The organism is Neisseria sp. HMSC065D04, from assembly GCF_001815675.1.
Lineage (GTDB): Bacteria > Pseudomonadota > Gammaproteobacteria > Burkholderiales > Neisseriaceae > Neisseria.
Window position 1 is genome coordinate 54,954 of record NZ_KV821518.1, and the last position, 15,532, is coordinate 70,485.

General features: G+C 51.3%; 9 protein-coding genes and 1 pseudogene. 8 read left to right on the forward strand and 2 right to left on the reverse strand.

Annotated elements, in window-relative coordinates:
* Window positions 1-106 precede the first annotated feature (106 nt).
* A complete protein-coding gene (serC, locus tag HMPREF3050_RS06985) occupies window positions 107-1,213 on the reverse strand; it encodes a phosphoserine transaminase (RefSeq protein ID WP_070774239.1) in 1,107 nt (368 codons plus the stop codon).
* Between the two features lie 354 nt (window positions 1,214-1,567).
* Here serC and rimP point away from each other — a divergent pair, with 354 nt between their 5' ends.
* The 7 genes and pseudogenes from rimP to HMPREF3050_RS13515 all read left to right on the forward strand — a co-directional run bounded on the left by rimP (window position 1,568) and on the right by HMPREF3050_RS13515 (window position 11,025).
* A complete protein-coding gene (gene rimP, locus HMPREF3050_RS06990; protein WP_003741871.1) occupies window positions 1,568-1,999 on the forward strand; it encodes a ribosome maturation factor RimP in 432 nt (143 codons plus the stop codon).
* 25 nt (window positions 2,000-2,024) lie between these two features.
* A complete protein-coding gene (gene nusA, locus HMPREF3050_RS06995) occupies window positions 2,025-3,527 on the forward strand; it encodes a transcription termination factor NusA (protein WP_045072451.1) in 1,503 nt (500 codons plus the stop codon).
* Between the two features lie 11 nt (window positions 3,528-3,538).
* Window positions 3,539-6,445: a translation initiation factor IF-2 gene (infB, locus tag HMPREF3050_RS07000; RefSeq protein ID WP_141758416.1), complete on the forward strand. Its 2,907-nt coding sequence runs from the start codon at window positions 3,539-3,541 to the stop codon at window positions 6,443-6,445.
* 350 nt (window positions 6,446-6,795) lie between these two features.
* The gene (locus tag HMPREF3050_RS07005) at window positions 6,796-9,564 is read left to right on the forward strand and encodes a calcium-binding protein (RefSeq protein ID WP_070774241.1); all 2,769 of its coding nucleotides are present in this window, start codon (window positions 6,796-6,798) and stop codon (window positions 9,562-9,564) included.
* Window positions 9,565-9,711: 147 nt separating this feature from the next.
* Window positions 9,712-9,828: pseudogene (locus tag HMPREF3050_RS14855) on the forward strand (IS5/IS1182 family transposase); the annotation flags it as partial.
* A gap of 26 nt (window positions 9,829-9,854) precedes the next feature.
* Window positions 9,855-10,367: a DUF4189 domain-containing protein gene (locus HMPREF3050_RS07010; protein WP_070774242.1), complete on the forward strand. Its 513-nt coding sequence runs from the start codon at window positions 9,855-9,857 to the stop codon at window positions 10,365-10,367.
* A 142-nt stretch (window positions 10,368-10,509) separates the two neighbouring features.
* Entirely contained in the window at window positions 10,510-11,025 is a 516-nt protein-coding gene (locus HMPREF3050_RS13515) for a DUF4189 domain-containing protein (protein WP_094113355.1), read from the forward strand.
* A 403-nt stretch (window positions 11,026-11,428) separates the two neighbouring features.
* Here the strand turns inward: HMPREF3050_RS13515 and HMPREF3050_RS07015 are convergent, their stop codons facing one another.
* A complete protein-coding gene (locus HMPREF3050_RS07015; RefSeq protein WP_070774243.1) occupies window positions 11,429-13,684 on the reverse strand; it encodes a nitric-oxide reductase large subunit in 2,256 nt (751 codons plus the stop codon).
* A gap of 466 nt (window positions 13,685-14,150) precedes the next feature.
* Here HMPREF3050_RS07015 and nirK point away from each other — a divergent pair, with 466 nt between their 5' ends.
* The gene (gene nirK, locus HMPREF3050_RS07020) at window positions 14,151-15,341 is read left to right on the forward strand and encodes a copper-containing nitrite reductase (protein WP_070774244.1); all 1,191 of its coding nucleotides are present in this window, start codon (window positions 14,151-14,153) and stop codon (window positions 15,339-15,341) included.
* Window positions 15,342-15,532 lie beyond the last annotated feature (191 nt).

Consider the following 15,532-nt stretch of genomic DNA (forward strand, 5'->3'; position numbering starts at 1 on the left):
CCTTGTCCTGATTTAAATTTAATCCACTATACCTGATTACGGTACGCATTCATCCGCGCTTGAGATTTGTGTTGAATCGGCTGTGCTTTTAAAGGCGCATTTTGTCTTAGCCGTAACGCCGTTGGAAATCGCTCATAAAGTCCGCCAATGCCTGTACGCCTTCGAGCGGCATGGCGTTGTAGATGCTGGCGCGCATGCCGCCGACGGTTTTGTAGCCTTTAAGCAGGCACAGGCCTTGCAGTTCAGCTTCGAGGACGAAGCGGCGGTCGAGTTCAGTTGAGGCGGTTTGGAAGACGACGTTCATTTTGGAGCGGGCATCGGGGCGGATTCGGTTGATGTAGAAGCCGCCGCTGCCGTCGATGGCGTCGTAAAGCGTTTGGGCTTTGATGTTGTTGATAGCTTCGATTTTTTTGACGCCGCCTTGTGTCAGCAGCCAGCGGAACACTAAACCGGACATATAAATGGCGTAGGTGGACGGGGTGTTGTACATGCCGTCGCGGTTGAGGTGGGAGCGGTAGTTGAAGACGTCGGGAATGCTCTCGGGGCAGCGGTCGAGCAGGTCTTCGCGGATGATGACGACGGTTGCGCCGGCAGGACCGATATTTTTTTGTGCGCCCGCGTAGATCAGCCCGTAGTCGGAAACGTCAAATTCGCGCGAGAGAATTTCGCTGGACATATCGCAAACGAGCGGCGGCAGGTCGTCTGAAAGTTTGGGAACGGTTTGGTATTGCAGGCCGTTGACGGTCTCGTTGATGACGAAGTGGACGAAGGCGGAGTCTTTGTCTATGTCCCAAGTTTCGACGGGCGGCAGGGCGGTATAGTCGAATTGTTCGCCGCCGTGTGCCGCCAGTCGGATTTCGGCATCGGTCAGGCGGCTCATTTGTTCGTAGGCGATGCGGCTCCAGTTGCCCGTTACCACTGCGTCGGCGGACGGGAAGCCATGCGCCAGGTTCATCGCAACCATGTTGAATTGCGTGGTCGCGCCGCCTTGCAGGAACAGGATTTTGTAGTTGGAAGGAATGTTCAGCAGCGCGCGCAGGTCTTGTTCGGCGTGATGGAGGATGCTGAGGAACATTTCCGAGCGGTGGCTCATCGCCATGACGGGGAAGCCTGTGCCGTTGTAGTCGAGCATTTCTTGCTGCGCGGTACGCAATACGGCTTCGGGCAGGACGGCGGGGCCTGCGGAAAAGTTGTAGATGGGGCGGGCGGACATGGCAATGCCTTTTTGTTTCGATGATAACAGCTTTGGATTTTAGAATGACGGCGTGCTTCGTGCAAGCCGTATGGAAGGGAAATGGGGTCGTCTGAAAAAGAAAGGTTGGAAATAAAATGATGATTATCAATGGGTAAGGTTTAATGGCAATTTTTCAGACGACCGTTTTTGTCAACAATTTTAAGCTTGGTTTTATGCCGTCAGGTGTATTCACTCTATAAGGTCGTCTGAAAAAAGCCGCGATAAATCAACGCTTTTCTTTTGAGTGGAAAGCGGTTATAATAAGCCAATTTTTCAATTTTGACGAAAAATGGCCACGGGGCCATTTTTTTGTTTATGTACTCCGGGAGATTCATGGATATTCAAACAATTCTCGAAAAAACCCTGCCGGGTTTGGGCTACGAACTGGTCGATTTCGAGCTGACTGCGCAAGGCACGCTGCGCGTGTTCATCGATAAAGAAGGCGGGATTACCGTCGAAGACTGCGCGACCGTCAGCAATCATTTGAGCCGCGTGTTCATGGTGGAAGATATCGATTATAAAAATCTGGAAATTTCCAGCCCCGGCCTTGACCGGCCACTGAAAAAAGCCGCCGATTTCGTGCGCTTTGCAGGGCAACAGGCAAAAATCAAAACCCGCCTGCCGGTTGACGGACAAAAGAATTTTATCGGCCGCATCGAGGGTTGTGAAAACGATACCGTAACGCTTTCTTTCGACGGCAAAACCGCGCAAATCGGCTTGGATAATATCGATAAAGCCCGCCTGCGCCCCGAATTTAAATTTTAAAACTTGATATTGGAGATTCTAAAAAATGAGTCGCGAAATGTTGCAACTTGCCGAAGCGTTGGCAAGCGAGAAAAACGTTGAAGCGGAAGTGGTGTTCCAAGCATTGGAATTTGCCCTTTCTACCGCAGCCAAGAAAAAAGCCGACCGCGAGCACATGGACGTGCGCGTCGAAATCGACCGCGATACCGGCGAATATCATACTTACCGCCGCTGGTTGATTGTTGCCGACGAGGATTACACCTATCCCGACCTGGAAAAAACCATCGAAGAAATCCAAGAAGAAATACCGGGTACCGACATTCAAATCGGCGATTACTACGAAGAAACGCTGCCGAACGAAGGCTTTGGCCGCCAAGCTGCGCAAACTGCCAAACAAATCATCCTGCAACGCATCCGCGATGCCGAGCGCGAGCAAAATCTGAACGAATTCTTGGCTGTTAAAGAAGACATCGTTTCCGGTACGGTAAAACGCGTAGAACGCCACGGCATCATCGTCGAAGTCGTTCCGGGCAAGCTGGATGCGCTGATTCCGCGCGAACAAATGATTCCGCGTGAAAACTTCCGCGGCGGCGACCGTATCCGCGCGCTGTTTTTGCGTGTGGACGAAATCGGCAATACCGGCCGCAAACAAGTCATCCTCAGCCGTACTTCAGGCGATTTCCTCGCGAAGCTGTACGAAATGGAAGTGCCTGAAATTGCAGACGGCTTGTTGGAAATCCGCGAAGTGGCACGCGACCCGGGCCAACGTGCGAAAGTGGCAGTCAAAGCAAACGACCAGCGCATCGATCCGCAAGGTACCTGTATCGGCGTGCGCGGCTCCCGTGTGAACGCCGTCAGCAACGAATTGGCAGGCGAGCGTATTGATGTGGTGCTGTGGTCGTCTGAAACTGCCGAGTTCGTGATGAACGCGCTGTCTCCTGCCGAAGTCAGCCGTATCGTGATTGACGATGACAAACACGCGGTTGACGTGATCGTCGCCGAAGACCAGCTTGCGCTTGCCATCGGCCGCGGCGGTCAAAACGTGCGTTTGGCATCTGATTTGACAGGTTGGCAGTTGAACATCATGACTGTTGAAGAAGCAGACGAACGCACTGCCGCCGAAGACGCAGCCATCCGCGACCTCTTTACCGCGCATCTGAACATCGACGACGAAACCGCCGATATTTTGGTAGAAGAAGGTTTTGCCACGCTGGAAGAAGTCGCTTACGTTCCGGCTGCCGAATTGCTCGCCATCGAAGGCTTTGACGAAGAAATCGTCGAAACCCTGCGCAACCGCGCGCGCGATGCGATTCTGACCATGGCGATTGCGTCCGAAGAGAAGCTGGAAGAAGTTTCAGACGACATGCGCAATCTGGACGGCGTAGATTCCGATATGCTCCGCAAACTGGCGGAAGCCGGCGTAACCACCCGCGACGATTTGGCGGAACTTGCCGTTGACGAACTGATTGAAATAACCGGTGTAGATGAAGAAGCGGCGAAAAAAGTGATTCTTGCCGCCCGCGAACACTGGTTTACCGAAGAGAACTAATGGGGGTACAGATGAGTAACACAACCGTAGAACAATTTGCCGCCGAACTGAAACGCCCCGTCGATGATTTGCTGAAACAACTGAAAGAAGCCGGCGTCAATAAAAACAGCGGCAGCGATTCCCTGACGCTGGACGACAAACAACTGCTGAACGCCTATCTGAAAAAGAAAAACGGCAATGACGGCGGAACCATCAGCATCCGCCGCAAAAAAACCGAAGTCAGCACTGTCAGCGGCGTCAAAGTCGAACGCAAACGCGGCCGTTCCGTAACGATTCCTTCGCCGGAAGAGCTTGCCGCCGAAGCTAAAGCCAAAGCAGTAGCTGAAGCGCAAAAAGCCGAGCAGGCAGAAGTGAAAGACCAAGCCGCAGAACAGGCGAAAGCCGAAGCTGAGGCCGCCGCCCGTGCCGAAGCGCGCGCGAAAGCCGAAGCGGAAGCTGCGAAGTTGAAGGCTGCCAAAGCGGCAAAAGCCGAGCCGAAAGTCAAAGCGGAAGAAGCGAAACCTGTTGAAGCGGCTGAAAAACCTGCCGACGTGAAAGCAGCTGAAAGCAAAGCCGACGACAAACCGGCAGAGCCTGCTGCACAAGCAGTTCAGGCTGAAGACAAACCTGCCCAAAGGTCGTCTGAAAAACCTGCCGAAGGCAAAGCCAAGCCTAAACAAGACAAAGGCAATAAAGGCAAAGACGCGAAAAAAGCAGCCAAACCCGCTGCTCCAGCGGCTCCGCAACCTGTGGTCAGTGCGGAAGAACAAGCGCAACGCGACGAAGAGGCACGCCGCGCCGCCGCTTTACGCGCCCATCAAGAAGCCTTGTTGAAAGAAAAACAAGAGCGTCAGGCGCGCCGCGAAGCCATGAAACAACAGGCGGATCAGCAAGCCAAGCCCGCAGCCGAAGCCAAAGCTGCCGAGCAGCGCAAGCCTGCCGAAAAAGCCAAAGCCGCGCCTGCAGAAGGCAAGGCCGCCAATCCTGCCCGTGCGAAAAAAGAAGACCGCCACAACCGCGACGATGACAACCAAGGCCGCAACGCCAAAGGCAAAGGCGGTAAAGGCGGACGCGACCGCAATGCGCGCAACGGCGACGACGAGCGCGTACGCAGCGGTAAAAAAGGCAAGAAACTCAAACTCGAGCCGAACCAACACGCCTTCCAAGCACCGACCGAACCTGTCGTTCACGAAGTCTTGGTTCCCGAAACCATTACCGTTGCCGATTTGGCGCACAAAATGGCAGTCAAAGGCGTGGAAGTGGTCAAAGCCCTGATGAAAATGGGCATGATGGTCACCATCAACCAATCCATCGACCAAGACACCGCCCTGATTGTGGTGGAAGAACTCGGTCATATCGGCAAACCTGCCGCCGCCGACGATCCCGAAGCATTCTTGGATGAAGGCGTGGAAGCTGTGGAAGCCGAAGCATTGCCGCGTCCGCCGGTCGTTACCGTGATGGGTCACGTCGACCACGGTAAAACCTCGCTGCTGGACTACATCCGCCGCGCCAAAGTGGTACAAGGCGAAGCAGGCGGCATTACCCAGCACATCGGCGCATACCACGTTGAAACCCCGCGCGGCGTGATTACCTTCTTGGATACCCCGGGTCACGAAGCGTTTACCGCCATGCGCGCGCGCGGTGCGAAAGCAACCGACATCGTGATTCTCGTGGTCGCAGCCGACGACGGCGTGATGCCGCAAACCATCGAAGCCATTGCCCACGCTAAAGCAGCGGGCGTACCGATGGTGGTTGCCGTCAACAAAATCGATAAAGAAGCTGCCAACCCCGAGCGCATCCGCCAAGAGTTGACCGCACACGAAGTCGTACCTGACGAATGGGGCGGCGATGTGCAATTTATCGACGTTTCCGCCAAAAAAGGCATCAATATCGACGCATTGCTCGAAGCCGTCTTGCTTGAAGCCGAGGTATTGGAACTGACTGCCCCTGTCGATGCGCCTGCCAAAGGTATCATCGTCGAAGCCCGTCTGGACAAAGGACGCGGCGCGGTCGCTACCCTCTTGGTGCAAAGCGGTACGCTGAAAAAAGGCGATATGCTGCTTGCCGGTACCGCGTTCGGTAAAATCCGTGCGATGGTTGATGAAAACGGTAAAGCCGTCAACGAAGCAGGCCCGTCTATTCCAGTCGAAATTCTCGGTTTGTCCGACGTGCCGAACGCCGGTGAAGACGCGATGGTGTTGGCAGACGAGAAAAAAGCCCGCGAAATCGCGCTCTTCCGCCAAGGCAAATACCGCGATGTACGCTTGGCCAAACAACAGGCCGCGAAACTGGAAAATATGTTCAACAACATGGGCGAAAACCAAGCCCAATCCTTGTCGGTCATCATCAAAGCAGACGTACAAGGTTCTTACGAAGCTTTGGCGGGCAGCCTGAAAAAACTGTCCACCGACGAAGTGAAAGTGAACGTATTGCACAGCGGCGTGGGCGGTATTACCGAATCGGACGTCAACCTTGCCATCGCTTCAGGCGCGTTCATCATCGGCTTTAACGTGCGTGCAGACGCTTCTTCGCGCAAACTTGCCGAAAATGAAAACGTGGAAATCCGCTACTACAACATCATTTACGATGCCATCGACGACGTCAAAGCAGCCATGAGCGGCATGCTGGCGCCGGAAGAGAAAGAGCAGGTTACCGGTATGGTCGAAATCCGTCAGGTCATCAGCGTATCCAAAGTCGGCAACATCGCAGGCTGTATGGTTACCGACGGCGTGGTCAAACGCGATTCCCATATCCGCCTCATCCGCAACAACGTGGTCATCCACACCGGCGAACTGTCTTCTTTGAAACGCTACAAAGACGACGTCAAAGAAGTCCGCATGGGCTTCGAATGCGGCTTGATGATCAAAGGCTACAACGAAATTATGGAAGGCGACCAACTGGAATGCTTCGACATCGTCGAAGTCGCCCGCTCGCTGTAATTTCCCGTTGTAAATAAAAGGTCGTCTGAAAACCATGAAAAGTGGTTTTCAGACGACCTTTTCGTTTTATAGCGGATTGGATTGGCGCAGTGCGGCGTTGCCCAACGCTTAATCTTGATTTGAATTCAATTTGGCATAAATGATAAACAAATTAATCAATTGAAATATAAATTCCGATTAAATAATGTTTTGAGAAAGAGTTAGAACTTGTTGAGGATAAAGCAGTCTAAGGAAGCCACGCAGTTCGACTGCGTGTAACGATTCAATCAATAAATTACGATCCCCCCAATCTGGTTATTTATCCCATCTCCCCGGATAGGCAACCGTCAGCTCACGGAAAAAATAATATCATGGATACAAAACAAGTCTTTCGCGCAATCGTTTCTGAAGAAGCCGCCGCACACTCCGCATCTTTGGAAAGGTCGTCCGAACCCAAGGTTTTTCAAGGAACCAAGGGCAATGATGTCTATTATGCCACCCATGCCGCAGACAACATTGTGGAAAAGGCAAATGAAGGACAGGATACCGTTTATAGCAATGTCAGCTACACCTTGCCGAACAATGTCGAAAACTTGGTTTTGACCGGTTCGGATAATATTTATGGCGCGGGCAACAATTCAGACAACGTATTGGTCGGCAACAGCGGCAACAACCGCCTGTACAGCGGGCGCGGCAATGATATGGTTTACGGGGGCGCAGGTCACGACAACATCAACGGGGGAGAAGGCGACGACCAACTGTTCGGCGATGAAGGCAACGATATCCTGGACGGCGCGGCAGGAAACGACGTATTGCAAGGGGGTGAAGGCAACGATACCTATTTGTTCGGCGAAAAAAGCGGCAAAGATACAGTAATCGACCGCCAAGGCAGCAACAGCATCCGCTTTTTAGACGGTCTCAGCGCAGACGATCTGACAGTTACCGCCGTGCGCAATGCAGAAGGCGGACAGGACTGGCGTATCGCAGTGAAACACACACAATCCGTCCTGACCATTTCCAATCAATACCAAGAAGGCAGCAATATGCCTTCTGTCCAACGGTTTGTTTTCGCAAACGGCACATTAAACCTCAACCAATTCATCAAAGCCACTCAAGCGCAAGTAGAAATACGCGACAATGCAGGAGAACGTATTGAAGGCACGGAAGGAAACGACGCGCTGAACGGCACCGTCGGCAACGACGTCATCGACGGTAAAGCAGGCGCGGACATGATGCGCGGCGGCATCGGAGACGATACTTACTATGTGGATAACGCAAAAGATGTTGTCGTTGAGAATAGCGGCGAAGGCAATGATACCGTGATCAGCAGCGTTTCTTATACCGCCTCAACCCACGTTGAAAACGTTACCCTGACCGGCAACGCCAATATCTACGCGGCAGGCAACAACAGCAATAACACCCTGACCGGCAACAGCGGACACAACCGACTCAATAGCGGCCGCGGCAACGATACCGTTTACGGCATGGGCGGCAACGACAACATTAACGGCGGCGACGGCAATGACTATTTGGACGGCGGCGATGGCAACGACACCATCAACGGCGACGCAGGCGATGACACTTTAATCGGAGGAGCAGGCAAAGATATGTTGAAAGGCGGAACAGGCAACGACACCTATATTTACGGCAGCGACGATACGATTATCGACAATCAAGGCAACAATACCCTGAAGTTTTCAGACGACCTCCGTGTCAGCGACATCAAAGTAAACGTCATCGACAATGCCGACGGCAGCAAAAACTGGGAAATCACATCCGCCAACGGCTCGGCAACCATTCAAAACCAAGTTGACGCCAAAGGACATATTTCCATCAACCAATTCCAATTCCTCGGCGAAAACTATACAGCCGAAACCCTGCTCAAAGCCGTCAACACCGGAAAAGCCGACCAAGGCATCAAAAATGAAGGCACGCCGAACGACGATGTGATTGTCGGCAGCAAGTTTAATGACGAATTAAGTTCCGGCACAGACGGCAGGGACGTGATTTACGGCATGGATGGCGACGACATCATCCGAGACGAAGGCACCAGCTACTGGGGCAATGAATGGTCTTCAGACGACAAACTGTACGGCGGCAACGGCAATGACAAACTGTATGCGCGGGTCGGAGCCGATTACCTCGATGGCGGCGCGGGCGACGATTATCTGGAAGGCGGAGACGGGCGCGATACCTATGTCTTCGGCAAAGGATACGGACACGACACCATTTTCGACTTCGGTTTCGATATCGACGAAGAATTCAATCCCACCTCCATCAGCAACGCCGTAAAATTTACCGGCGGCTTGACATTGGATGACTTGAATATTTCCGTGACCCCGGGCTACGACAAAACCGGCATCGACTACACGCCCGATCCGTTTGACTACACCATCAACCCCCGTCTGAACGGCAACACATGGACCGTTTCCATCAAAGGCAGCAATGACGTATTGACGATTAAAAACCAAATGGGTTCGCAAGGCGCCATATCCGAGTTCCAATTCGACAACGGCCCATACAGCACGGAACAAATCATCGAACATTTCGGTTTGAAAGTATCCCATGTCCGCAAAGACGGCACGATTATTCAATACCTGAATGACGACAGCGATACCTTTGAACAACGACTGTACGAAGGCTCCAACCGCATTATTCACGGTACCGACAACGGCGATACCGTCAGCGTTTCAGGCAACTACGGCGGCAAAACCACCTTTATCGGCGGCAGCGGCGACGATACCGTCAAAGTCGGACACGACAGCACCATTGATGCCGGCGCAGGCAATGACACCATTTCCGGCGGCAGCTATGCCAATACGATTACCTTCGGCAAAGGCAGCGGGCATGACAAATTGTCACTGAACGCAAGCGGCGAGGACAATACCGTATTGTTCTCAGGCAATCTGACGCTGAAAGACATCGATTTGGAAATCAATAAAGCAGGAAACAACAAAGAGAACTGGGTGGTCAAACTCAAAGGCAGTGACGACACCCTGACCGTCTTGGATGCCGTCCACTCCTCAGATGGCGGCGATACCGTAGACGCGTTCAAGTTTGCCGCTTCAGGCGAAACATACAGCATGTCGCAATTCCTGACTGCTTTGGGACACGATACCGCCCATCAAGGCGTTTTGTAAGCTTAACAAAGCAATACGGCAGCATTGCCGATTGATTTGTTTTTTCAGACGCCCCCTGAAGGACTAGGGGTCGTCTGAAACTTTATTGTGTGGCGATAGACGATAAAGAGGAAACAGCCCGTCTGATTTTGACTGGGTTGTTTGGGTAACAGGGTAAAGTATAGTGGATTAAATTTAAATCAGGACAAGACGACGAAGCCGCAGACAGTACAGATAGTACGGCAAGGCGAGGCAACGCCGTACTGGTTTAAATTTAATCCACTATAAGTTCAAAAATAAGGAATAAACCGATGAAGCATATACTATTAGCGGCTGCCATGATTTTAAGCGGTTTCGCTAACGCAAACGAAATGAGCAATCCTTGTGCCTATCATCCTGATTTGCCGGGATGCGCGGGTAATAACCGACCGATGGGACAGGGAGGTAGGGTAATTAATATCCCGAACCGTTGGGGAGCGATTTATTACAATGCTGCAAATCAAGCAATAGGTTATTCTGAGAATAATACCTCAGGCTACCGTTCCGCCAATAAAGAGGCATTGGCAAATTGCATTAAGGCAGGAGGTGGTAAGAATCCATTGGATCGCAATGGGGAAGGCTGTAGCTTAATGACTGAATACCGTAATATGTGTGGGGCGATTGTATTGGGAGGAGATGGAGGAAGATATAGGGCTGCTGCAAAAAATGCCGATTCTATTGCTGAGGCAGAGCAAAAGGCGATTTCCGCATGTGAGGCAGGGCAATCATTTAAATGTACTGTCCGCTATTCAGGCTGTTCGCGCCATCCTGATTATCGTTATTAAGTGATTTTATTTTTCAGACGACCCCAAATGTTCAGAGGTCGTCTGAAAACTTATTTTGCAGCGATGGGGTCGAAAGCGATGCGAAGTTATGCGGCAGGGCTTTGAGAGAAACGAATAGCGGAAAAGATTAAGAGGTATAAAGATGAAGAAGATATTTTTGATATGGATGGCATTGAATAGTTTTACCGCCTTGGGCAACCCTTTGGGAGGGAATCCGACTGACGGTTATTGTCAAACTGTCGATGGCAGCGCGTGCGGTTGGGGAGGTGGCAGTTCGTCTTCTCGACGGGTGTATAAAGTGCCGAACCGTTGGGGAGCGATTTATTTTAATCCAGCTAATGGTGCAATAGGTTATTCTGAAAATAATACTCAAGGATATGGTCCGGCTAATAAGGAAGCTTTAGAAAGTTGTATTAGAAATGGTGGGAGTAATCCAATTGCTAAGGATGGCAAGGGTTGCCGCATGTTGACTGAAATACGCAATTCTTGTACTGCAATAGCATTGGGAGGTACTGTTGGTAATGGTGGATATGGTGCAAAAAATGATTCCAATTTAAAATCAGCGGAACAAAAAGCACTATCCGCATGTAGTAAACATTCAGATAGTTGTACTATCCGTTATTCAGGCTGTTCCCGCCATCCTGATTACCGTTATTGAGTGATTTTATTTTTCAGACGACTCCTAAATATTCAGAGGTCGTCTGAAAAGCCCTTCGCTTTCCGTTCCGACAAAAACTGTTTTAAAACCGACCGCGCTTTGATGGGCGGTTTTTTGTTGTCTGTGTTTTGTTTGTTTTCGGTTTCAGACGACCTTGTTTTCTAAACGGCATTGGGGTCGTCTGAAAAATAGGGAAAACAGGTAGGGCGGTTGTCGCGGGATGGGGAGGGATTCAATTTGTTGGAGGAGGGGGGTAGGGTAGGGATAGGTGGGTAAAGAGGGGTGTTCTGTGCGTATGGCGGTTAAACGGGGATGGGCTGTTGCCGAAATGAAAGTAGGCAGGCATCAAAAAAGGTCGTCTGAAAATGTTCAGACGACCTTTTGATTGCATTCAAGCTAGGATTTATTTATCGCGGCTGAATACGATTTTGGTTGCTTGGATGGCTACGCAGATTGCACCGCCGATGAAGATCAAGTCGGCTGCTGTGCGTACCCAGCGCAGGGTGTCGAGGATTTCCATTTGCAGGAATTCTTCGCTACGGGCATACCACAGACCATGAGTGATGGAGGCGTATGCTTGAATGGCGCCGACAGGCAGCAGGCTGATGGCGATCATGCCGACCAAGCCGCCGTTGAGCAGCCAGAAGCCCCAAGTCATGAGTTTGTCGTCGAATTTTGCGTTTGGTTTCAGGTAGCGGGCAACCAGCAATACGAAGCCCAGTGCCAAGAAACCGTACACACCGAACAAGGCTGCGTGTGCGTGAACTGCGGTAGTGTTCAGACCTTGGATGTAGAACAGGGAAATCGGCGGGTTAATCAGGAAGCCGAATACGCCGGCACCGATCATGTTCCAGAAGGCGACTGCTACGAAGCACATCAGCGGCCAACGCAGGCGTTTCGCCCATTCGGACAGGTGTTGGTAAGACCAGTGTTCGTAAGCTTCACGACCCAGCAATACCAGCGGTACGACTTCCAATGCGGAGAAGCAGGCACCGATTGCCATAGAGGCGGAGGTAGAGCCGGAGAAGTACAGGTGGTGCAACGTACCCGGGATACCGCCCAACATGAAGATGGCGGCGGCAGCCAGAGTGGAGGCAGTAGCGGTACTGCGGCGGACGAAGCCCATGTTGTAGAAGATGAAGGCGAAGGCTGCGGTAGCGAATACTTCGAAGAAGCCTTCTACCCACAGGTGAACCACCCACCAGCGCCAGTATTCCATCACGGCAATCGGGGATTTTTCGCCGTAGAACAGACCGGGCGCGTAGAACACGCCTACACCGACCATGGAGGCAACGAAGATTGCCAGCAGGTTTTTGTCCACGCCTTTTTCTTTAAAGGCGGAAACGGTACAGCGCAGCATCAGGAACAGCCACAACAGCAGGCCGACCATCAGCAGGAGTTGCCAAAAACGGCCCAAGTCGAGGTATTCGTAACCTTGGTGTCCAAACCAGAAGTTGAATTTAGGCGGAATGACGTGGGTCAGGGCGAAGAAGTTACCTGCGTAAGAACCACCGACTACGATAAACAGGGCGATGTACAGGAAGTTTACGCCGGCGCGTTGGAACTTGGGATCTTTGCCACCGTTAACAATCGGAGCCAGGAACAGACCTGCTGTCAGGAAGCCGGTTGCAATCCAGAAGATGGCGGATTGGATGTGCCAAGTACGGGTCAATGCGTAAGGGAACCAGTCGGACATTTCGAAGCCGAGTGCTTCGTCGATGCCGTAGAAACCTTGACCTTCGACGGTGTAGTGCGCGGTCAGGCCGCCCAGCAACACTTGTACCACAAACAGGGCGACTGTCAGGAAGACGTATTTGCCCAATGCTTTTTGGGAAGGAGTCAGCTGTACTTTGGAAATCGGGTCTTCAGTCGGAACTTCTACTTCTTCGTGTTTGGTCAGGAAGGAATAACCCCACATCAACAAGCCGATACCCATCAAGAGCAGTACAACGCTGGTAAACGACCACATGTAGTTTTCAGTAGTCGGTACGTTGTTGATCAGAGGCTCGTGCGGCCAGTTGTTGGTGTAGGTGAAAGTTTCGTCGGGACGGTTGGTCGAAGCAGACCATGAAGTCCAGAAGAAGAAGTTGAACAGTTTTTCACGCGCTTCTTTACTTGGCAATGTGTTGTTTTTCATTGCGAAGTGTTCGCGGGTCGTCTGAAGGGCGGGATCATCGCTGTATACGCCGTGGTAGTAAGGCAGGATGCTCTCAATGGCTTTGACACGGGTATCGCTGATAACGACGCTGCCGTCTTCTTTAATACGGCTTTGGTTGCGGTATTCGTCGGCAAGGCGGGTTTTCAGTACGGCTTGTTCTTCAGGAGAAACTTCGTTGAATTTTTTGCCGTAAGTCTCTTGCGCAGTCAAATCCAACCATGCGACAAGCTCGCGGTGCAGCCAGTCGGCTGTCCAGTCCGGAGCTTGGTATGCGCCGTGTCCCAATACGGAACCGACTTCCATACCGCCGGTGGTTTGCCAGGCGGACTGACCTGCCAAAATATCGTCTTTGGTCATCAGCTGAGTACCTGATGCCGAAACGACTCTTTCAGGGTAAGGCGGGGCTTTTTTATAAACCTCGCTGCCCATGTAGCCAAGAATGGTAAAGCAGACTGCCAGGACGGCAAACAGCAAGTACCATAGCTTCTTGTACTGTCCCATTTCAGAACTCCTTATTTTGGTAAAAAGTGGTTGCTTATAAATTCATACTATATGAATGTTAAAGATTGTAGCACTCTTTTCAGGCAAAAGAAATATTCTCTTAACAACAATCTTTAAAAAACAGATATATAGTCAATAATAATTCTTATTATCAAAAATACGGTAGCATTTTTGTAAAGAATTGGATAAAACATGTGAGCAATAATAGATGATTTGATGTAGTTTTATCTAGTTATTAAGTAGTAAAATGGGTAGTAAAAGTTCATCTTTGATGAATTAATTGATTTAGGTCAAGATATAGCGGTAAAACCACCTACATAATCCTACAAAAGTTCACAAGAGATGCCTTTCAGACGACCCGGAATAAGGCAGTTTGAAAGAGCCGAAAGCGGTATGCCGCGGACGACAAAGGTTGAAAAAATATACCCTGACCTTCTTAAAATAGTTATTAAAGGAAATGACAACTATGAAACGCCAAGCTTTAGCTGCAATCATTGCTTCAGTTTTTGCTTTAGCCGCCTGTGGTGAGCAAGCTGCCCAAAAACCTGCCGAGCAAACCGCTTCCGCTTCCGCTCCTGCAGCTTCCGAGGCTTCTGCTTCCGGTGCTCAAGCTGCTGCCGAAACCCCCGCTGCCGAGCTGCCTGTTATCGACGCGGTAACTACCCACGCTCCTGAAGTTCCGCCTGCCATCGACCGCGACCATCCTGCACGTGTCCGCGTGAAAATGGAAACCGTCGAAAAAACCATGAAAATGGATGATGGCGTGGAATACCACTACTGGACATTTAACGGCGACGTTCCGGGCCGCATGATCCGCGTACGCGAAGGCGATACCGTAGAAGTCGAATTCTCTAACAACCCGTCTTCTACCGTCCCCCACAACGTTGACTTCCACGCTGCTACCGGTCCAGGCGGTGGTGCAGAAGCCAGCTTCACTGCTCCGGGCCGTACTTCTACATTCAGCTTCAAAGCCCTGCAACCCGGTCTGTATATCTACCACTGTGCCGTTGCCCCTGTCGGTATGCACATCGCCAACGGTATGTACGGTCTGATCTTGGTTGAACCTAAAGAAGGCCTGCCTAAAGTGGACAAAGAGTTCTACATCGTACAAGGCGACTTCTACACCAAAGGTAAAAAAGGTGCGCAAGGTCTGCAACCGTTCGATATGGACAAAGCCATCGCCGAACAACCTGAATACGTTGTATTTAACGGTCACGTAGGCGCTATCGCCGGCGACAACGCCCTGAAAGCCAAAGCAGGCGAAACCGTCCGTATGTACGTTGGTAACGGTGGTCCGAACCTCGTTTCTTCCTTCCACGTTATCGGTGAGATCTTCGACAAAGTTTACGTAGAAGCCGGCAAACTGATCAACGAAAACGTACAAAGTACCCTGATTCCTGCCGGTGGCGCAGCGATTGTCGAATTTAAAGCCGACATCCCGGGCAGCTATACTGTGGTTGACCACTCTCTCTTCCGTGCGTTCAACAAAGGCGCGTTGGGTCAATTGAAAGTAGAGGGCGCAGAAAACCCTGAAATCATGACCAAAAAACTGGAAGACAAAGCCTATGCAGGTAGCGGTGCCGCTTCAGCCCCTGCCGCTTCTGCTCCAGCTGCTTCAGCAGCAGCGCCTGCTTCCGCAGCATCTGCAGGTAAATAAAGGCGACAACTAATCTAGCCATCTCGGCATAGAGACAGAAAAAAGCCACTGCTGTTCCGGCTGATGCAAGGACAACAGTGGCTTTCTTCCACAACCAATCGAAAGATTGGTTTTTCAGACGACCTATCAAGTATCGAAGGTCGTCTGAAAAACCAGTTTCAAGTATAGTGGATTAAATTTAAATCAGGACA

Coding starts and splice junctions, on each gene's coding strand:
- serC (WP_070774239.1), bottom strand. CDS start 1,213: ATGTCCGCCCGCCCCATCTACAACTTTTCCGCAGGCCCCGCCGTCCTG.
- rimP (WP_003741871.1), top strand. CDS start 1,568: ATGGATATTCAAACAATTCTCGAAAAAACCCTGCCGGGTTTGGGCTAC.
- nusA (WP_045072451.1), top strand. CDS start 2,025: ATGAGTCGCGAAATGTTGCAACTTGCCGAAGCGTTGGCAAGCGAGAAA.
- infB (WP_141758416.1), top strand. CDS start 3,539: ATGAGTAACACAACCGTAGAACAATTTGCCGCCGAACTGAAACGCCCC.
- HMPREF3050_RS07005 (WP_070774241.1), top strand. CDS start 6,796: ATGGATACAAAACAAGTCTTTCGCGCAATCGTTTCTGAAGAAGCCGCC.
- HMPREF3050_RS07010 (WP_070774242.1), top strand. CDS start 9,855: ATGAAGCATATACTATTAGCGGCTGCCATGATTTTAAGCGGTTTCGCT.
- HMPREF3050_RS13515 (WP_094113355.1), top strand. CDS start 10,510: ATGAAGAAGATATTTTTGATATGGATGGCATTGAATAGTTTTACCGCC.
- HMPREF3050_RS07015 (WP_070774243.1), bottom strand. CDS start 13,684: ATGGGACAGTACAAGAAGCTATGGTACTTGCTGTTTGCCGTCCTGGCA.
- nirK (WP_070774244.1), top strand. CDS start 14,151: ATGAAACGCCAAGCTTTAGCTGCAATCATTGCTTCAGTTTTTGCTTTA.